13 protein-coding genes are annotated in these 20786 nt (G+C 40.7%); 11 read left to right on the top strand and 2 right to left on the bottom strand.

All coding sequences use genetic code 11. The features are described 5' to 3' along the window. Window positions 1–93: 93 nt before the first annotated feature. The gene (locus AC0VX7_RS13465) at window positions 94–1239 is read left to right on the top strand and encodes a cation:proton antiporter (protein ID WP_475424643.1); all 1146 of its coding nucleotides are present in this window, start codon (window positions 94–96) and stop codon (window positions 1237–1239) included. A 106-nt stretch (window positions 1240–1345) separates the two neighbouring features. Here the strand turns inward: AC0VX7_RS13465 and AC0VX7_RS13460 are convergent, their stop codons facing one another. After that, a complete protein-coding gene (locus AC0VX7_RS13460; RefSeq protein WP_475424642.1) occupies window positions 1346–1552 on the bottom strand; it encodes a YwbE family protein in 207 nt (68 codons plus the stop codon). A gap of 243 nt (window positions 1553–1795) precedes the next feature. Here AC0VX7_RS13460 and AC0VX7_RS13455 point away from each other — a divergent pair, with 243 nt between their 5' ends. From AC0VX7_RS13455 to AC0VX7_RS13445, 3 genes are all read left to right on the top strand, one after another. Continuing rightward, the gene (locus tag AC0VX7_RS13455) at window positions 1796–2512 is read left to right on the top strand and encodes a hypothetical protein (protein WP_475424641.1); all 717 of its coding nucleotides are present in this window, start codon (window positions 1796–1798) and stop codon (window positions 2510–2512) included. Window positions 2513–2759: 247 nt separating this feature from the next. Further along, window positions 2760–3575 carry an STAS domain-containing protein gene (locus tag AC0VX7_RS13450; RefSeq protein WP_475424640.1) on the top strand — a complete coding sequence of 272 codons (816 nt, stop codon included), beginning with the start codon at window positions 2760–2762 and terminating at the stop codon, window positions 3573–3575. A 35-nt stretch (window positions 3576–3610) separates the two neighbouring features. Further along, window positions 3611–4357: a Cof-type HAD-IIB family hydrolase gene (locus AC0VX7_RS13445; protein ID WP_475424639.1), complete on the top strand. Its 747-nt coding sequence runs from the start codon at window positions 3611–3613 to the stop codon at window positions 4355–4357. 32 nt (window positions 4358–4389) lie between these two features. On the opposite strand, the gene AC0VX7_RS13440 is transcribed toward AC0VX7_RS13445, so the two are convergent. Then, window positions 4390–6057, bottom strand: a complete 1668-nt coding sequence (locus AC0VX7_RS13440) for a glycosyl hydrolase family 28-related protein (protein ID WP_475424638.1) — start codon at window positions 6055–6057, stop codon at window positions 4390–4392. Between the two features lie 179 nt (window positions 6058–6236). On the opposite strand from AC0VX7_RS13440, the gene AC0VX7_RS13435 reads away from it, so the two are divergent. The 7 genes from AC0VX7_RS13435 (at window position 6237) to AC0VX7_RS13405 (ending at window position 20716) form a co-directional block, all read left to right on the top strand. After that, the gene (locus AC0VX7_RS13435; RefSeq protein ID WP_475424637.1) at window positions 6237–7319 is read left to right on the top strand and encodes an FUSC family protein; all 1083 of its coding nucleotides are present in this window, start codon (window positions 6237–6239) and stop codon (window positions 7317–7319) included. A gap of 133 nt (window positions 7320–7452) precedes the next feature. Beyond that, entirely contained in the window at window positions 7453–8835 is a 1383-nt protein-coding gene (locus tag AC0VX7_RS13430; protein WP_475424636.1) for a M48 family metallopeptidase, read from the top strand. A 28-nt stretch (window positions 8836–8863) separates the two neighbouring features. Continuing rightward, a complete protein-coding gene (locus tag AC0VX7_RS13425) occupies window positions 8864–9286 on the top strand; it encodes an RDD family protein (protein ID WP_475424635.1) in 423 nt (140 codons plus the stop codon). 246 nt (window positions 9287–9532) lie between these two features. Beyond that, window positions 9533–10498 (top strand): DMT family transporter, encoded by a 966-nt coding sequence (locus AC0VX7_RS13420; protein WP_475424634.1) that lies wholly within the window; start codon window positions 9533–9535, stop codon window positions 10496–10498. Window positions 10499–10563: 65 nt separating this feature from the next. Further along, the gene (locus AC0VX7_RS13415) at window positions 10564–11412 is read left to right on the top strand and encodes a GNAT family N-acetyltransferase (protein WP_475424633.1); all 849 of its coding nucleotides are present in this window, start codon (window positions 10564–10566) and stop codon (window positions 11410–11412) included. Between the two features lie 195 nt (window positions 11413–11607). Further along, complete coding sequence (locus AC0VX7_RS13410) at window positions 11608–18651, top strand: carboxypeptidase regulatory-like domain-containing protein (protein WP_475424632.1); 7044 nt, start codon at window positions 11608–11610, stop codon at window positions 18649–18651. Beyond that, window positions 18629–20716 (top strand): carboxypeptidase regulatory-like domain-containing protein, encoded by a 2088-nt coding sequence (locus tag AC0VX7_RS13405; protein ID WP_475424631.1) that lies wholly within the window; start codon window positions 18629–18631, stop codon window positions 20714–20716. The genes AC0VX7_RS13410 and AC0VX7_RS13405 overlap by 23 nt, the downstream gene beginning before the upstream one ends. Window positions 20717–20786 lie beyond the last annotated feature (70 nt).

Below are 20786 nucleotides of genomic sequence, written 5' to 3'. Positions count from 1 at the left end.
TAATTATTTAATTTTCCAGTGTTGATTTTAAGGTAATTGGGTAGTAAAAAGGAAGGTTATTACTTTTAAAAATTGAAAAGGTGTTGTTGCAGATTGAATTTGACTTTAGTCATTGGAGTTTTTCTATTGGTGCTTTTTTTTATTGGTATGGTCGGAATCAAATTAATAAAAATTCCTGATATATTATTATATATTTTGCTTGGTCTCATATTATCCTTGGTTATTAAGGAATCTAAGGTAATTGAAGTGGCGGGAGAGATTGGTTTAGTCCTGTTATTTTTCATATTAGGTATGAAGTTTCCAGTCAAAAGGCTTATTACTAACAGTGCAAAGGTATGGAAAGGCGGTTTGCTTGATGCTTTTCTCGGGATTGTTGTAACTGCAGGGATTAGCCTGCTGTTCGGACTGGATTGGGTATCTTCTTTAATTGTCGGTGGTATTGTCTACGCTACTAGCTCCTCTATCACAGCGAAACTGCTTGTAGATAAAAACAGGGATGAAAACAAAGAGTCAGAATTCATGCTCCTTATCCTGGTTTTCGAGGATCTAATTGCGCCAATTCTTGTAACCGTACTGATTGGCCTTTCTGGAGAAGGATTTACGGTAACTGATTTTGTGATGATTCTCTTGAAAATTGTTCTTCTCGCAGGAATAGCCGTGTTCTTCGCAAGAGTGGTCTTTAAAAAAGCCGAATCAATTTTAAAAGAGATTGACCAAGATGATATCTTTATCGTGTTGATCACGGGGATTGCGCTAACTTATGGGGGCATCGCAATGCTGCTCGGTTTGTCAGAGGTAATCGGGGCATTTCTTGCAGGAATGATGCTTTCAGAGCTTTCAATTAAGGACAAGGTTGAAAAGGCGGCATTGCCAGTAAGAAATATCTTCCTTCCATTTTTCTTCTTGAACTTTGGTCTTCATATTGAAATGACCAGCGACATTCCGTATTTAGAGCTATTGATTGTTCTAGTGCTGTGGTCATTGATTCATAAATTGATTGTAGGATATATTGGAGGACAATGGTACGGTCTTTCAAGAAGTGATTCCTTGAAGGCAGGCCTATCGCTCACACAAAGAGGGGAATTCTCCGTCATTATAGCTGCGCTGGCAACCGGAGAGTTAAAGATTTTTGCGAGCATTTATATTTTGGTAATTGCCATCATAGGGACGATCATGTTCCAATTGGCCCCGAGGTTGAATAAATTAATTGTTGAAAAAGTGCAAGAAAAGACTAGTTAAGCATTAAAGGGCAGCCCTTTAATGCTTTTTTAGTCTAAAGAAACTATCGGTATACTTTCCTCCGGCATTCATACAGCATATAGAATAACCAATGATAAACCCTTTTCTACTCCAAAATCTCCTTAACACGGCCAACCTGTCCGTCCTCAAGCCTTACTTTAATCCCGTGAGGATGCGTGCTGGAATTGGTAAGGAGATCTTTTACGATGCCTTGAGTAAGTTTTCCTGTTTTCTGGTCAGCTTTAAGGACAATATTAACCTTCAAGCCGGGTTTGATTTCATTTCGGTTTGTGCCATCTTTTCTATTGGACATGATAACCCTCCACTAATTTATTTATTGATATACTCTTTTAAATAATATAAAGCGATCGATGAGTATTCAATTCTACCATTTTTTACATTATTATAAAGTAGGGCTTCTTTCATGAACATGTTGCCCTGCTATCCTTAATAGTAATATTCATGAATTAAGATTTGATTTTGTTTGCGGCTCGAGTGAAATACGACCAGCAACAATAAACCACAAAAAGCTTATGTGAAAAGGCGAGGGATACACTTGAAGTTATGGAAATTGGCTTTACTTATTATTATCATTTTGCTTTTAGTTGGCGGATATTTTTATTTTCAAAAGATACAGGAAGAAAAATATCACGGACTTACCATTATACCAGAACGGACTACCGATATTCCTCTTTATAGTGGTTTGAAACCTGCCAGTCCGGTTTATATTACAGAGGGTGATCATTGGGAAGAAATCTTGCATTTTTACAAAAAGGAGCTTCCAAAAAACGGATGGACTTTGAGAATGTCGCAAGCTTCATCAGATACTATGGAGGATGGTGCTGGATTTATTTCTTATTGGGAAAAAGATAACACACCCTGGGTATTATCAATTAGTACGGCCTATTTCAAGAATTCGAATCAAACAGAAGTTGTTTTTGATAAAAGCGAGATATTGAATGCTGCCCCTTGGATCGATACAGAAGTTTCGGAAATATGTATCAACGAACAGCCGGATCGAAGCGATGATTGCTTCAGAATGACAGACAGTCAAGCAATTGAACAGATTGTCAGTTTGATTAATGGAGCTATAGAAGCAGATCCGCAACAAGCTTATTATAACGGTAAAAGTGTTATTGATTTTGGAAGCATAACAATTGATGTATACTACGACTTGGAAAAAGGGATTTATTTCGTTTCTGATAAAGGGGCAAAATGGATGAAACCAGAAAGAGAATTCTTCGAGTTGACGAGAATATCCAAGGAATATTGATTTTATGGATAGTCTTTCTCCCTGGCTTGGATTATTAAACCGCACAGGAGTATTATTTACCTAGGACAACTTGATTATTTGCATGTAATTGCAGGTTTAAAGAAGATTAATTATTGATAAAGGTGTATCCTATTATTAAATAATTTTAGTTTTTTTAGAACAGACACTAAAACAATACTCTTTGAGTGGGATTTCAAAAAAATTTTCGAAAAGAACATAAGTACAAAGAAAAAAGGATGTGACCTTTGTGAATCCAACTTCAGCAGTAGCAAATGAACTACAACAAAATTCCGAAACAATCGCAAAGGAAATGGTAAATTCCATACTGGATTTAATTGGTATGGAGATACCAAAGCAGGAAATTGACCAGGCAATTGTTGTTTATACTGAGTACCTTAAATTCCTCGGTGACTCTATCATGAATAAAGATGAAACAACTTCTCAGGGCCTTCTTGAATGGAGCCAGCAAAATGGAGAACGCGAAGCAGCTAAAGGCGGCAGGATTTCTGACATCCTACTCAGGTATCCTCCTACAAGAATTGTTTTCATTGATAAAATGGCAGAAATTAGTTTAAAACATGACGTTAACATGGAAGATTTGATTTGGATCAATAAAAGAGTGAACAATATGCTTGATATAAGTATTAATGAAACCGTATTTGCTTTTGAGCGGCAAACTTCGAAACTGATGAAAGAAGTCCAGGATGAAGTGGATTTATTATCGACTCCAGTCGTCCCGGTACAGGAAAATGTGTCAGTGTTGCCTTTAGTAGGGAAAATGGACCATGACCGGGCAAGGTTGATCATGGAAAGGGCAATTCCGCTGGTAGCAAAGCAGAAAGTACAGTATTTAATCATTGATTTTTCAGGAATCGTCACAATAGATGCAACGATTGCAAAACACATTTATGATATTCACAATGTTTTGCGGCTGTTAGGGGTGGATTCAATTGCCACTGGAATGAGGCCAGAGCTCGCCCAGGCTGCAGTTGAGGGTGGAGTAGACTTTTCAAATATCAAAACCTTCGCTAACGTAAAACAGGCCATTGATAGTATCAATTAAGAAATGTAAAGCAACTATTAGGAGGATAAAGTTGATTGATTAATAAAAAGCCGGATATCAAACTAATTGCATTGGATATGGATGGAACGCTTCTGAATGAGCGGCACGAGGTATCTGAGGAAAATAGGCTAGCAATCAAAGGAGCCGAAAAAAGAGGGGTACATGTTGTTTTAAGTACTGGCCGCAGTCTCAAAACAGCTAGGGATTATGTAATCTCGCTGGAGCTGTCTTCCTATCTTGTAACGGTCAACGGTGGAGAAATCTGGGGACCAAATGGTGAATTGGTACAAAGAAGCATGGTAGATACCGAACACGTCCAATGGATGTATGAACTATCACAAAAGCACCAGACAGGTTTTTGGGCGACAAGCAGTGAAAACGTCTGGCGCAATGATATGCCAGAGGACCTGTTTTCCCAAGAATGGATTAAATTTGGCTTCCATATTGAAGAAGACAATATAAGAGAAAGTGTTCTTAAAGAGTTAAAAGAAAAGGGATTATTCGAAATTAGCAACTCAAGCCTAAAAAATATTGAAGTCAATGCACTGGGCATCAATAAGGCCAGGGGATTGCAAAAGGTTTGTGATTTATTGGAGATTTCTATGGAAAATGTCATGGCAGTGGGAGACAGCCTTAACGACATTGCCATGATTACTGAGGCAGGTCTTGGAGTAGCGATGGGCAATGCTCAGGAAACAGTAAAGGAAGCTGCTGACGATATTACAGGTACTAATAAAGAGAGTGGAGTTGCTCAGGCAATCCAAAAATGGGTCCTCTCATAACGAAGGAAGCAGCTTGCACTGCTTCCTTTTTGTTATACTTGCGGGTGTCCTGGAACTACTTGCTTAACTCCTTTTGATTCAATATCCTTCACCTGAGCTTTATTATCTGCCAGTTCCACAACAGTGTGTCCATTGACAGCTTCTGCGAATACATTTTCAACTGATGCCTTTGCGACTCCGGTACCTATTTGAATTGCTTTAGGTGCTGAATGTTTTGCAAGCACATTTCGGATTTTAACATTATCAGCGCGATTGCTGCCGCCAAAAACCTTTATATCGGATCCTGCATTTGTAAACCCGCTCAATTCCACATTCTTCAAAATTATATTCCTGGAACGATACTGTATGGCGATCGCTGGTTCACCACCATAGTCATAGGAAGGATCCCCAATCGCCGTAAAATGGTTTACAGCTACATTTTTATATGCTGATACGACCATCGCCCTTGGCGAGGAATTTGCATATAACTCGGTATGAACCGGCTTGTACGAGATAATATTTGCAGCTCGAATGTTGATGGCTGTTTTAGACTCAGGATCATTTTCCTTGTGGTGGCCAATATGCCTGAAATTATATGAACGATTGTCATTTACAGATAGATGGCCTATGATGACTACATTATTTGCTGCTGAAGAAGTATGATGAGCTTTGATTTCTACTCCGCCAAAGCATCTTGCAGTAGAATTGTTCAATAGCCATACATTTCGCGATCCATCATCGATTTCGATTCCATTTGAATTTGAAAAACCTTTTTTATGGGTTTTCCCGCTTGGGTCGCTCATATGGCAATTTGATATAAAAATATTTTCGCTATGGTGAGTGGTAATGCCATCGTCTCCGAAACCATAGCCATTAACGTTATCAATCCAGATAAACTCACTTCCGCCACGAGCCCGATAGCCATCGCCATAATAATTATAAAGAGGAGATGAAATATCAAAGCAGTGAAGCCCTGGATTAACACCTTCGACATCCTTCACCCAGCCATATTTTACATTGGCATATAGCAGGCAGCTGGAATGACTTCCCCAGGTACTTGTCTTTTCAACATTTACCAAACGTTCAACATTCCAATCCAGCGTCATTCCCTTCACAGATACATTCCGATTTCCGGTACGATGGTTTTTATTTGTTATAAGTCTCCTGCCTTTGGGTGCTGAGTCGTGAAGTTTGATGACCGTTTTCCTTTTTCCTGCACCAACCAAATAGGTAAAGGAAGGCAACTTTATCTCTTTTACTACATAAACACCTTCAGGAATATATACTTTCACACGGCCTTTGCCTAGAGCCATTCGAAAGACCTCTGTACAATCAGTTTTTCCATCACCAATTGCACCAAAGTCTTCAATATAGACTTCACGATTGATTTCCTTCAGTAAACGTTTATATTCCTCATTCAATCTTTCCATCCACTCGGGATAGACATTGCCGTTTTGATCAACAACGGTCGCATAGTTCCTAATGTTATCGAATGCGGATTTAGTCTGAATTATTCTCCTTAGACTTGCACCAAAATTACTGAAAAAAGAAGATATACCTTTATTGTTTTTCCTGTTTAAAGGTCTGAAATCCTCACTTGCTTCTTTGAATAATTCGTTTGTCTCTTTAACCAGTTCATTTATATTTAAATTTTTTCCTGATAACTGTGAAATCAGCTCAGCATTTATTTTAGGATCATGATTCCTATCTATCATTCCCATCTTGTTCCCACCTTTTTTAAAAAGCTGCTTGAATATTATTTCCCGCCAGAGGGGGAGGATAATCTTTTCGCACCTTTAAAATACTAATCTTAAACGTTCAGTATTATTGATATGTTTTATTCCATTAAAGGAGGTTATGTTAAAATATAAGCGTTCTCATTAGAGAGTGAGGGGTTTAGATGATTACTTTAGGTCCAAGAGTGTTAAAAACAGGAGTGGCCGTTGCACTTGCTTTATACATAACAGAATGGATTGGATTGGAGCCCCCGGTCTTTGCTGCAATCGCAGCAACCTTTACAATCCAGCCATCGATTTATCGATCATGGAAACAAGTATTAGAGCAATTCCAGGCGAATACACTCGGTGCGATCATCGCGATTGCATCCATTTATTTATTCGGAAACAATCCATTTGTCATTGGGTTTGTTACTGTTGTAGTAATTATCATTAGCTTGAAGCTTAAAATGGAAAGTTCAATATCTTTAACGCTAATCACAGTTTTAATCATGATGAGTTCACATGAATTCAACGGAATTTTAACAGCAGCAAATAAATTTATCATTGTCCTTGTTGGGATGGGGTCTGCTTTCTTTGTTAATTTAATTGTCTCACCACCAAATTTCAACAAGAATTTTACCGAAACAATGAATAATAGCTTTAGAACCATGTCCTTGTTAATCAGGACAGCTATATCCAATGAACTGACAGAAAAAACATTTCATGATCAATGGAGTCAATTGAGAAAGGACGTAGCCAAGCTTGAGGACCTTTATAAAATACTCGATGAGGAAAGAAAGAAAATTTCAAAGGTAAAACCTCTCGACGTGAGGGAATTGGTAGTGTTCAAGCAAATGCTTGCCTGCCTTCAGCAAGGCTTGAGACTCTTGGATATCGTTGAGGACCATTTTTTTCAAAGCCGGCCGGAACGGGAGGATACAAAGGAATTTGATGAACAATTCGAAGAAATGATTCAATACCATGAGATGATCCTCCTTAAATATTCAGGAAAAATCAGGGAGCTAGACATGGAAAGTACTCTTAGACAAAGTGGATTATTCCTTGAATCGATCATGGAGGACAGGTCAATAGAAAGGAATGATAGATTGCGGTTAACGATCATTGGTTCTGCGATTTATGACTACGCTTTTCAGCTTGACCGTCTGAATGAGTTGATTGATCAGTATCAAAATAGAAAAGTAGATACTGAAAACACCAGAGGACTTTTTAAAGGAATAAATTTTTTTAAAAGGAACCGAAACTAAGCATATCAGTTGATGAAAATATCAGGTATCCAAAAAAGGTAAAATAAGGTCTTTATTCCTATAAAAAACATCTATGCCAATTAATAAAAATCTCCTATAATCTATATAATTGTGATTAAGGAGACATTGGGTAATGACAGAAGAAGCCTTAAATGAGAAAAACCTGGTACATAAAAATGAGAATAAATATTTCTGGATTGTATTAAGTATTAGTATTGCTTCTTACATTCTCTTTGCATTATCCATTGTAGGAATATTTATTATTGCTGCATTCCTGATGACTTCGTTGTTGCTTCATGCATTGATGATTGGTCAAATCCGGCTTAACGCAGTGAAAATCGGCAGAAATCAATTTCCGCTTATCCACTCTACGGTTGAAGATCTATGTGTCAAAATGGGAATAAAGCGCACCCCCGATATTTACGTGATGCAATCTGGCGGCATAATGAACGCTTTTGCGACGCGCTTTTTCGGAAGGAATATGATTGTTGTTTACTCCGAAATTTTCGACCTTATTGAACAAAATGCCGAAGATGAGCTTCAATTTGTTCTGGCCCACGAATTGGCTCATATAAAACGGAATCACCTTGGTAAAATGATGTTCATCCTTCCATCCATGTGGATACCAGGGATTGCAGAAATGTATCTGCGCGCTTGTGAGTATACTTGTGACCGCTATGCGGCCTTCTATACTGGAAATCCTGCAGCCGCAAAAAACGGCCTTACTATGCTGGCAATTGGGAAAGTCTTATTTAGAAGTGTGAATAAAACAGAATACCTCGAACAAATCAATCAGGAAAAAGGATTTGTGGTCTGGCTGGCAGAAATCTTATCTACGCATCCACCGCTTCCAAAAAGAATAAATGAAATAAGTGCCTTTTTTGGTGAAACTGATTCAGTCATAATTCATTCCAAAAAAACAAAAGGACTGTTTGCTTTTTTGGCTGCGTCAGTTTTGCTTACTGGTTTGGCCGTGGTTGGCGGAGTTATGGTCTTTAAAGAGGTCAGTACAGCATTCCTTGTAGAAGAGGAATATTATGAAGAAGACATAGAAGTATCTACGTTAATTGATGCAGTTATCAGTGGAAATACGAAGAAGGTTAGTAGCTTAATAGAAAATGGGGAAGATATCCACCAAATAGACTATAATGGATACACAGCACTGGACTGGGCTGTTATGGATGACAATATCCAGATGGTTCAATTGCTTTTGGAACTAAAAGCCGACCCGAATTTCGAATCTGATTATGGCATGACACCATTCATGACTGCTTCTGAAAAAGGGACTGCGTCAATGATCAAAATGCTGCATGATGCTGGCGGTGACCCAAACTATCAAGAAATGAGTTCTGGCTATACAGCATTGACCTACGCTGTATTCAGTGGAGAAATTGAAACAGTAGAACTATTGATAGAGCTGGGAGCAGACATCCAGTTGAAGGATTATTCGGGTATGACTGCGAGGATGCACGCTTTGCAATCAGGTGAGCAGGAAATCGCAGATTTATTAAAATAAATAAATGAACAACTAGGAGGAAATATCAATGAACAGACCAGCTGGCTTTTGGGTAAGACTGGGTGCAGGAATCTTAGACGGAATAATTATCGGAGTGCCACTTTTGATTATTAGCTACTTAGTAACGGGCAGTGCGGAAGAAAATGCTTTTACCTCATCACTAAACCTGCTATACACTCTGCTTGTTCCTGTTTTATGGTCAGGATATACAGTAGGAAAGAAAATTGTGGGTGTGAGAATCGCGAAAGTGAATGGAGAAAAGCTTGGCTTCGGTACGATGCTAATGCGTACAATCGTTGCCGGACTCGTTTACGTACTTACGTTAGGAATCGGTTTTATCGTCAGCGTATTCATGGTAGGCATCCGTGAGGATAAAAGAGCGATCCATGATTTCATAGCTGGAACGTATGTAACTTATGAAAAACCAAATGAAATTCAGTATGAACAATAAGAATTAACATGTTTGGACACCTGGCATGCCAGGTGTCTTTTTGTGGAAAAAACTGGTGATAGCTCTTCTGTTTATATGTTATATTGTTAAAAAGAATCGAGGAAGAGATTAAGTCCTTTAAAAGAAAAGAATGATGTTTCGTTTAACCAATTGAACATGAAAATGTCTGAATAACATGGTGCTGTCTTTAATATTGCTAGCTATATAGATTATGAATATAGTCAATCATAAAGGGGGATTGAGTTAGTGGGACCAATTTTATTAGGCATTTTAGCGGCCTTCTTTTTTGCCTTCACCTTTGTTCTGAATCAATCTATGGAATTATCGGGGGGCAGCTGGATATGGAGTGCCTCCCTTAGATACATATTCATGGTTCCATTCCTTTTGGCGATCGTGGCAGCAAGGAGGAATTTAAAGCCAGTAATCCAGAATATCAAACAGAATCCCTATCCATGGTTCCTTTGGAGCTTCGTTGGCTTTGTCTTGTTCTATGCGCCCCTTACATATGCCGCCGCCTTTTCACCCGGCTGGCTGATTGCAGGTACATGGCAGATCACGATTATATCAGGTGCTTTGCTCAGTCCCTTATTTTATGAAACCAAAATGACCAATGAAGGTTTAGTAACTGTCAGGGCAAAAATTCCTTTTAGAGGACTCGGGATGTCTATAATCATTTTAGCAGGGATACTGCTTATGCAACTTGAGCATGCAAGGCATATACCAATCGAAATGGTTTTTCTCGGAGTCATCCCAGTATTTATTGCATCTTTCGCCTATCCATTGGGAAATAGAAAAATGATGGAAGTAACCAACGGCAATCTTGATGCATATCAACGTGTCCTTGGAATGACGCTGGCCAGTCTGCCATTCTGGCTGCTTTTAGCTTTATTTGGTCTTTTGACGGAGGGGGCTCCTACAATGAACCAAAGTTTCCAGTCCCTTTTAGTAGCCATCACCTCTGGCGTGATAGCGACGGTTTTATTCTTTAAGGCTACAGATTTAGTGAGGGGCAATATGCAGAAGCTTGCTGCCGTTGAAGCAACCCAGGCAGCGGAAGTGCTTTTTGCCTTGGCAGGGGAATTTTTCATTTTATCACTGCCTCTGCCAACTCCATTTTCCTGGATCGGAATCAGCTTCGTCATGCTCGGAATGGCACTCCACAGCTATTCAACAATAAGGAGAAAAGAAGGGCATATGAAAATCAGCGCGTAGAATTGGTTTGCGCCATCAAGCTCAGATATTAATATAAACTCTATAGAACGATTAGGGGGGATAGAATGGAGTTAAAGGGTGTAAAACTTACGAAACAAATGGCAAAAGCTTTTACGATAGCAGAACAGGAGTGCAAACAGGCGGGTAGCCCATGCCTGATGCCTGAGCATCTTTTACTTGGCTGCTTGGATGATGGCTCCTCCCCAATAAAAGAAGCAAAACAAAAAAGCGGTATCGACATTGATGTTATGAAGAAACCATATAACCCGAGGCATGAAAACCTTTCTTTTGAAATCTGCGAACCTTTTAAAATTCCATTTAGTGCTTCTACAAATCTAGTGATTGAACAAGCAATCAGCTATATGAGGAACTACAATCAAATTTATCTAAACGAAGCGCATGTCTTGAAAGCATTAATCAAGAGCGGACAAACAGAAAAGCTTTTGACTCAGGAACAGAAAAACATCCTTCTAAGTGAAGCTACAGTTTCTAGGGATATGCATTTAGATTTAGCAGGTTACAGTCCACCGAAAAAACTTTACAGGGATATTAAGATGGTTAGTGATGGCGACGCCGAAAGGCTAATTCATTTCATAAACAATGAGTTTGGTACACGTTGGACTCAGTCTATCAAACACGCGTTGAGGCGCAAGCATCCGTCTATTTATATCGCTGAAGACCAATCAGGGGAGATCGTTGGCTTTGCTGCATTTGATATTCATCAACCCGGCTGTTTTGGACCGATGGGTGTCGCAAAAATCAAAAGAGCTGAAGGTATTGGGGAATCATTACTGCAAGTAACCCTGGAAGGCATGCAAAGAAAAGGTTATAAGGATATTATCATTGATGATGCCGGACCAATCGAATTTTATGAGAAGACTTGTAACGCTAAAGTCATTCCGTTAAAAAAATGAAACCCAAATTAGAGACCATTTTTTTGGTCTTTTTTTCATATCTATAAACCGCTACTAATTCCCTATAAATTACAAATATAGTAATACTTTGTATTCATTTTTATCTGAATAGTATAAATATTCAATAAATTAAAAGGTTTTTACAAAATTATGCAGTATTTCTTCGGTAATCAAATTATCAGGGGGTGCAAGGAAATGCTAAGAAAAAAGAAGGTTACCGTAAGGAGATTCTCGGCAATCATGTTAGTGATGCTGATGATTATTTCATCGTTTACTAGCCAGCTGTCTTTCGCAGCTGAACAGAAACCCAAGAGTTTTACGGAAGAAGAACTCGTACTGGAAAAACAGCGTGAACAGGCCGCTGCTTCTGAAAAAGCAGAAGAACAAGAAAGTCAATCGGAAGAAAGCGGTGAACTGACAAAGCTGTTAGATGGATTGGGAATCGATCCTCCACGTTTGAAAGGGGATGAAGGAACAGCTACTGAAATCAAGAAAGAGGCTGCTCTTCTTAAAGCCTTTGAAAAGGAACAAGAACTTGATGTCATCATCAGGATGAAAGATCAACCAGACCTCAGCAAGATTTATCCACAGGTGAAAGCAAAGAAAAACCGCGCAGAAAAAATCAAAGCCATCCAGGATCACCTCAAAGAAAAAGCGAACAATTCTCAAAAAGGAATCCAGCAAGCACTTTCTGCTTTGGAAAGTAAAGGAAAAGCAAAAAAGAAGGATTCTCTTTGGATCATCAATGGGATTACTGCTTCAATCACAAAAGATGCTTTTGAAGAACTTAACAATCGAGATGATATAGCTGAAATCTCGCTCGATGAAACACTTAGTCTACCTGAGGTGACAGTGGAAGAAAATCCACCTCGACTGCCTCAATGGGGACTTGAAAAAATATATGCACCTAAGGTTTGGGGCCAATACGGATTAAAAGGAGAGGGTATGGTTGTAGGAATCATGGATTCCGGGGTAGACGGAAATCATGAAGCACTTAAACATAACTACCGCGGCCGAGACGGCAATCATCAATATTCGTGGATTGATTTATCAGGCCAGGGGTATGACAAACCGAATGATGGAAATGGTCATGGAACCCACGTAGCCGGAACAGCAGTTGGCGGCGGCACTGGCGAACCAATCGGGGTAGCTCCTGAAGCAGAATGGATTGCAGCAAAAATTTTCAATGATGGGGGCTCAACAACTCTATCCGCTATCCACCAGGCTTTCCAATGGTTCATGGCTCCAGGCGGTGACCCATCGAAGGCTCCTCATGTAGTCAATAACTCATGGGGGAATTCAAATACTTATAACCTAGAATTCTATGAAGATGTAAAAGCATGGGTGTCAGCAGGAATCTTTCCATCTTTTGCGGCCGGGAATGATGGTCCTGGATCACAAACAATCGGTTCTCCGGGAAGCTTCCCTGAAACCTTTGCTGTTGGAGCAACAGATGTGTTTGATCAAACTGCCTATTTCTCCAGCCGTGGTCCGGTTTTTTGGAAGGATGAAAACGGGGATGAGCAACGAATCATTAAACCTGATATATCTGCACCAGGTCACAGGATTTATTCAGCATGGCCTGCTAAACGAAATGAAGGGAAATACAACACTATCAGTGGTACATCAATGGCGACTCCGCATGTCACGGGTGCAGTAGCGCTTTTATTGCAGGCTAACCCAAACCTGACAGTTGACCAGGTAAAAGAATCACTAAAGCAGACTTCCAGAGTGGAGCCTCACATGGGAACATTGCCAAATGATTCTTATGGCACGGGAATCATGAATATTTACCAGGCTGTCACCGAAACTGCTTTCGCTGGTGAGCTTACCGGCAAGCTGACAGACAAGGATGGCAAGCCGCTTACTGGAAAACTTGATATAACGGAAGAAGGCCTTTCCTATAATATTGGAAAAGGCGGAGATTTCAAATTCAAGATCAGGGAAGGCAGCCATAAAATCAAGGTTACATCTTTTGGCTATCAGGATTTTGAAATAATAATCGAGCTGAAAAAGGGCGAAACCTTATCAGTGAATTGGGTCTTGGAGAACGCCCAGGCATTTACTGTAACCGGAAAAGTAACCGACAGTTCTGGGAAGGCTGTGCCTTATGCATTTGTTAGAGTCAAAAACACACCGCTGCCAACTTATCGAACTGATGCTAACGGTGATTTTGAGATCGTAAATTTGCCTGCCGGCCAGTATGTACTTCAGGTTTCGGGCGAAGGGATAAATGGATTGGCAAAAGAATTGGATGTGAGCGCGGATACTTCCATTGATTTGAAGGTAAATAGTAACCCTGCCAATTTAAATAAGGAATGGGCTATGGCGAATGGCAACAATCAACGCAATGCTGTTTCTGCAAATGCAATTGACCTGGATGCACTAGATGAAAGCTGGGAGTTCAATACTACAGGTAAAGGGAAGATTCTTTTTTCCACCCCAGCAGCAGCTAATAACAAAGTGGTCCTTGTTACGGACAGCGGATATGTTGTAGCACTAGATTCGTTTACAGGCAAGGAGCAATGGTCTGTAAGAATTGGAAGCACGAACAGATCATCGCCAACAATAAATGGTGATACTGTCTATCTTTCAGGAGGAGAAGACGGAAAGATTTATGCTTTGGATCTCAAATCCGGCAGCATTTTATGGACGACTGCTGTTGGGTCAATGGCAGTCTATGAATCTCCATTACTTGTTGATGGAACGCTATTGGTTTCATCGGACCTTTCAGAGGATGCAAAGCTAACCGCGTTAAATGCAGAGACTGGAGAAAAGAAATGGAGTGTCAATCTTGGTGCGCCTACCTATTTCGGTCCTAGTGCTGGAGATGGGATGTTATTTATCGGAAGCTATGATAATCAAAAGCTCAGGGCCCTCAGGATTGAAGATGGAACAGAAGTGTGGAGCAAAACACTCGTAAATGAAGGAGTTGCCTCAAAGCCGGTATTCGATGATGGCACACTATATCTGGCAGGTACCAATTTTAACACCGAAGGCGGCACGCTTTATGCTCTTGATAGCAAAACAGGTCAAGAGAAATGGAAGGCTGAAGGGATCGGTGATACACAGGCTGGTTCTCCAATTGTCTATGAAAATATTGTCGTCATTGGTTCGGCCGTTCAGCCGGTATTACGCGCATTCGATGCAAAGACTGGTCAGGAACTCTGGAACAACCGCTCTGTGGGTACGACTTTGAACAGTGGTTCTGTTTCTGCAAATGGACTATTATTTTTTGCAGGTACAAGCGGAAATCTTTCTGTCATTGATGTGTATACAGGTGAAAGAATGAAGGATTTCAGTCTCCCAGTTTATAGTACATCGGGAATCCCTATTCTCCCTGGTCAGGTTATTGTACCTTACCAAACAGGCGTAAAGAGCTACAGTTCACCTGGTAGTGTCAAAGGCATATTAAAGGATAGCGATGGAAATGTTGTTCAAGGTTCTGTCTCTGTACTAGAAACAGGAGAAACTGTAGACACAAATGAAGATGGAGGCTTCTTGCTTAAGCATGCACCAGGTGAATTTACGATCAGGATTTCTTCCTATGGTAAAAAGCAAATCACTGAAAATGTAAAGCTTTCTTCAGGATATCAATTTATGAAAGATTATCAACTTGAGGAAGCAGCTAAGGGCTCTTTATCTATCTTTGTAAAAGACCAGCGTACCGGAAATCCAGTTGACGGAGCTACTGTCCTCTTAAATCAGTCACCAGTTGAGGGAAAGACAGACGGTAAAGGGATATTTGCAAAGGAAGAAATATATGAAGGAACCTACATGGCAGATATTACATTAAAGGGTTATAAGACCGGCAGCATGAAAATCGTTGTCAAAGCCGGCGAAGGTACGGACTTAACCTTCGAATTAAAGCCCATTGACATTGCAGTCCTTAATGATTATAAGAGTGAAATCACGACTTTGTTGAATGTTAATGGTTTTATCGCTGAAGAACGTGGCTGGGATGTTGTCGAGGACATAGGCCGCTATAAAGTACTTTACCTGAATGGCGGATACGGTTCGGATGGTATCAAGCCTACTGAGGATCAGTTCAAAGAATTAGCAGAAAAAGCAAAAGTCCATAATGTCAGCATTATCTTCACAGACCAGTGGGGTTCGAATTATGGATCCATCCACCACTTGAAGGACTACCATCAGGATCCTAAAGAGCTAGATCATGATTATGATGGCGGAGAAGTAAGAATCCATGTTGAAGCAGAACATCCTATTTTCAAGGGGTACAAACCAGGAGACAGAATCAATGTTTTAGAGAATAACGCAGATTTTGCCTGGTTCAATCAATATTCCGGCAGGACAATCGGTAAGATCGGTAACACAGACCTTGGTTTTGTCGGTTCGGGGATTGCTTATAAAGCTGTATCCGAGGACAGTGCCCATTTATTATTGTCTAGCCATGCGACTGTACCTTGGGAGAGTTCCAAGGCCTGGCTGCGCGGACAGCAGCAAATCCTGTTTAACAGTATTGAATACCTGTACAAAGCTGAATACGGAAAAATAACAGGTTCTGTGACCAATGCAGCTGGAGAACCTGTAGAGGCTAACATCGAAGTGCTTGAAACAGGAGTTAAAGCTAAGACTGACAGAGATGGGAACTTCACACTTTTTCATGATGAAGGTACATTTAAAATTGAAGTCAGGGCAAAAGGCTTAGGTTCTAAAGAAGAAACCGTTACTGTAGCTAAGGAATCGGCTGCCACAGTCCAAATCGCTTTAGGTGAGTCGGAGAAAGGGCTATTAACAGGTACAGTAACAGATGCCATTTCAGGTATGGAGCTTCAAGGTGTCAATATTACAGTAGAAAACTCAGCTGGCGAAACGATAACAGAAGTTCAGACTGCTGCTAACGGACGATATGAAGTTCATGGCTTAGAGGAAGAGGTGTATACACTAAAATCAAGTAAGGATGGATACATCGAACAAACACAAAATGTAGATATCGCACGCCATTCGGGTGAGTTGGACATTCAGATGCATACTATGCCATCAGTAGGTGTAGTGGGTGATTACTTTTCTTCCGAGAAAAACTTCAAAGCTCTTATGAATGAGTACGGAGTGAATGTGTTAGATGTACAGCCCGCAGAATTAGTTCAGAGAATGGCTGAGTTTGATGTCATTTTCTTCAATGATCCAAGCTCATCAGCCATAACCAATGAAATGATGGAAGCGGCAGACAATGCGCAAACCAGCCTGATTTATGGAGATGCTGTCTGGGGTGGAGGCATTAAGCAGCTGGTTAATAACAGAAAGGATCCCAAAGAGCTTAAAACGATAAGGAAGACAACCGAAGCTGCCCAGTATAAGGTAATCGAGGAGCATCCAATATTTAATGGAGCAAAGACTGGGGAAATCATTGAAATCCTCACTCCAGCAGCCAGCTATGTTGGTTACTTCAAGGATTACAGCGGCTATCCTCTTGCAGAGATCAAGCATGAAGGCTCAGATGCCACGCATGGCCTTGGAGTTGCTTATAAACCAAGGTCTGCTGGAAGTGCTGAATTGCTGTTGAGCGGCCATGGTTTTGCTTATTACCATGGTGCCAAGGATTATACTGAGGAGGGAAAGCAGCTTCTCATTAATTCGGTGTTATGGGCAGCAAATGTCAAATATCCAGTTATCAGCGGGACGATTGTCGATGAAGAAGGCAATCCATTAAAGGCAGAGATCAAGGTGAAGGGACAGCCGTTCCAAACTCAATCAAGCAGTGAGGATGGCAGTTTTACAATCGCGCTGCTATCAGGAGAATACGAGATTGAAATCAGTTCCTATGGTTATGCCGCCAAAACGATGAAAGTGACGGCAGAAATGGACAGTGAGTCGATGGAGATTGGAATGGCAGTAGCAGAAAATGTTGGCTCCATTTCAGGTACCGTTGAAGATTCAAAAGATGGGAATGCGATTGAAGGCGCAAAAATCACACTCTTAGGAGCACCAAAAGAAGCGATTACAAACGTCCAGGGTCAATATAACATTTCTAAAGTAGAACCAGGGAACTATACAGCAAGAATTGAAAAGGAAGGCTATGTACGCCAGGATATTGAGGTGAAAATTACTGACGGCCAAAAAGCCGCAGTGAACGCAAAATTAAAGCCCTCACCAACAGTTGGGATCATCGTGGACTTGACTGCATCAGGAACCACGTATAAGCAGTATTTAGAAGAAAGAGGATACAAGGTCGTTTACCTGGATTATCAGGATACAGATAAATTGGGCGAGGTCGATGTTGTATTCGCGAATTCCGATTATGCAAGGAATTTAGAACCTTCGAAAGAAGAGTTTTTAGCATTCCAGAAAGCGCTGGATGAAAGTAGAAAATCAGTTATCTGGACAGGCCAGGCGGGAGGACGAGGTTCGATACGATATTTGCAGGAATTCAATGATGATCCAAAAACGATCTTCGAACATAACAACAAACCAGGAGCACAGGGCACTGTAGTGGGTGACCATCCTCTTTCTGCAGGTTTTAAAGCAGGAGATATAATCGAAATACCTGGAAAGTCCGGCTATTATTATGGTTTTGACGGCTATTCGGGTACAACGGTCATTGATTTCTCACATACAGGAACCGGGGAAAAGGGAAGCATGGTCGCTTACAAAGGCAGGACGACCGATACCGTTGAAATTCTCTTGGCTAATATGACAGTCAGCCATGTGTTCAAGCCAAATGAATCGTTTGACGCAGCAAGAGAACGGCTATTGAATAACGCGCTAGACTGGGCACTCGAAGAGAAAGAGGCACTTGTCGGTGAACTCAATGGTATAGTCCAGAACGTCAATGGACCTGTAAAAGGGACAATTTTTGTAAAAGAAACCGGCAAAACCTATCAAACAGATGAGAAAGGCAAGTTCTTTGCTGCATTTGAGGAAGGAACCTACACCTTGACTATTGAAGCTTTTGGCCACAATCCAAAAGAATTCACAGTCTCAATTAAAAATGGCGAAGCGACAAATGAAGATTTCGTAATTGAAGCTGTTGATTCTGGCATCCTGGCTGGTAAAATTGTCGATGCCTCTACGAAAGATCCAGTCGAAGGTGCAAGAGTAGAAGTCATCGGAACACCAGTGACAGTCAAGACAAGTGAGGACGGAAGGTATCAAGCGACACTTCCAGAAGGCCAATATGAAGTCAGGGTAATCGCGGCCGGCTATAAGCCGATCTACCAGTCTGTAGAACTTACAACAGACCAGCAGACAGACCTAAATGTCTCACTTTTTGTTTCCTGAAAAGATTGCACTTCTAGCAAACCCGTATCAGCAGGACAGAATTATCCCGTTCCTAGAAAGCAATGGATACGATGTTGACTTGCATCCTTATGCAGAGTTTGAAACGTTGATCGAGAATATACAAAACTATAAATTAATCATCGTCAATGATACATCCTATTCAATGAAGGAAGATAGATTTAAGGCGATGGTGGAGAAAGCAAATGAAAATGAAGTCAGCATTATTTTCACATCCTTGTTCGGAGGTCCGATTGGAGATTTAAGTGATGCATATGGGGACCCTGAAGATTTTGATTATACTTTCGTAGATAAGGAACTAAATCTTCGGGTCGATGAGAACCATCCAATTCTGAAGGGATTCAATATAGGTGAAGAACTTCCATTGCTTCTCAATCCAAAAGGAGCAGTGCAGTATTCGGTGTTTGAAAACTATAGCGGCACGACTCTTGCCAGCTTGACTAACCCGGTTAAAGGAGAACTTGGCAGCTCAATTGCCTATAAGTTCAGTTCATCAAATAGTGTTCATATTCTTCTTTCCGCACTGCAAATCAGCGGGTATGGCCATCCGAATGAAAAATGGACAGAAAATGCGAAAAAGATATATGTGAATGCGATTAATTACGCGTTGACTGCAAGCCAGGGTGAAATCAAAGGAGAAGTAAAGGACAGCCAGGGAAATCCAATTGCAAATGCCTTTGTCTCCATTGAGGGAACAAACCACAAAACAACCACCAACTCAGCTGGCCAGTATAAGTTTGGAATTGGTATTGGTGATTACGAAGTGAAGGTCCAGGCAAGAGGCTTTACTGAACAAACCAAGCCAGCTAAAGTTGCAGAGCTTGGAAGCAGTGTCGATTTGAACTTCACACTGGAAGCTATTGATGGATCTGATTTGAATGGTGTAATTACAGGCAAGAAAGACAAAGTAACCGTGGCTGGTGCTAAGTTGACACTAGTTCCAAAAGATGAGCCAGATTTTAAGATGGAAGGCTCCAGCATAGAAGATGGTTCATATGAATTCAAGAATTTGCTGCCTGGCGAGTACACTTTGTTTGTAATAGCTGAAGGGTATCTGCAGGAAGCTTTTGAGGTTGAAATTGTATCCGAAGATAAGGAATTCAACTTTGAACTCAACGCATTCGAGGCGGCAGTATTGGGAGATGTTAATGGTGCCCTGACAGGTCTATTAAATGAACAGGAACTGTATGCGGAAGAGAAAGGCTGGGACATCCTCGGGAATGTTGGAAAATATGATGTCATCCTAATCAATACAAATAAAGGAACAAAAGAGCAATTTGAACAGCTGATCAAAGAAAGTGACGAACTAAAGACAAGCCTTGTTTTCACAGGCACATGGGGCGTTGCTGAAGGCTCAATCCAAAGACTAAAGGAGGTCACGGGAGGTCTGGAAATGGAACAGCAGGGATATAATGAAGGAGCGATATATGTTGAAGCAGCAGAAGGACATCCAATGTTCAACGGAATCAATTTGGATGAAAATGACCGGGTTAAAATCCACACGGCGAAAAGTCCATATGCGACGTTCAAGAATTATACAGGTATAGCAATTTCGAGCCTTTCTGTTGACGGAGAGAGTAAAGGGGATTCAATTGGATTTGAATTCAGGAGTAAGGAGCACATGCATTTGCTGATGTCTTCTTTTGCTGTTACAAATATCATCGGCCCTGACTATGGCTGGACTCAAGATGGGAGACAGTTATTCGTAAATGCCCTTGACTGGTCAAAGGATACAGTTCAGGAAATCCCTGAAGCACCAACTTGGGAAGTGGAAGAATTGATGGTGAAGGGTGAGCCGGCATTAGTAGAAGGCACAGCACCACAGGGAACGACCGTGAATATTTATGAAAAGCATGGCAATGAAGTACTCCTGATTGATTCGGTTAAAACAGGGCAGGATGGCACGTACTCAGTAGAGTTAGATCTTGATAATGGAACGCATACTTTGCATGCAGAAGCAGAGAACTTTGCGGGTAAAACAAAGGCAGTAAATACAATGAAAGTAATTGTTACAGGGAAACCTGAGAAAAAGAATAAAGCAAGTTAACGAACACGAATACTAGTTGATATTGGCTTCCCATTTAGGGAAGCCTTTTCTTTAATAGGGTTAGTTCAAG

The sequence above is a fragment of the Mesobacillus sp. QJM3NY_10 genome (assembly GCF_056173465.1).
Note: the sequence above shows the minus strand (reverse complement) of the source record. Positions and strands in the feature narration are given on the sequence as shown.

Excerpts from the sequence above, each read along its gene's own strand:
- AC0VX7_RS13405 (WP_475424631.1), top strand. The coding sequence starts at position 18,629 with ATGTCTCACTTTTTGTTTCCTGAAAAGATTGCACTTCTAGCAAACCCG.
- AC0VX7_RS13410 (WP_475424632.1), top strand. The coding sequence starts at position 11,608 with ATGCTAAGAAAAAAGAAGGTTACCGTAAGGAGATTCTCGGCAATCATG.
- AC0VX7_RS13435 (WP_475424637.1), top strand. The coding sequence starts at position 6,237 with ATGATTACTTTAGGTCCAAGAGTGTTAAAAACAGGAGTGGCCGTTGCA.
- AC0VX7_RS13425 (WP_475424635.1), top strand. The coding sequence starts at position 8,864 with ATGAACAGACCAGCTGGCTTTTGGGTAAGACTGGGTGCAGGAATCTTA.
- AC0VX7_RS13415 (WP_475424633.1), top strand. The coding sequence starts at position 10,564 with ATGGAGTTAAAGGGTGTAAAACTTACGAAACAAATGGCAAAAGCTTTT.
- AC0VX7_RS13440 (WP_475424638.1), bottom strand. The coding sequence starts at position 6,057 with ATGGGAATGATAGATAGGAATCATGATCCTAAAATAAATGCTGAGCTG.
- AC0VX7_RS13460 (WP_475424642.1), bottom strand. The coding sequence starts at position 1,552 with ATGTCCAATAGAAAAGATGGCACAAACCGAAATGAAATCAAACCCGGC.
- AC0VX7_RS13430 (WP_475424636.1), top strand. The coding sequence starts at position 7,453 with ATGACAGAAGAAGCCTTAAATGAGAAAAACCTGGTACATAAAAATGAG.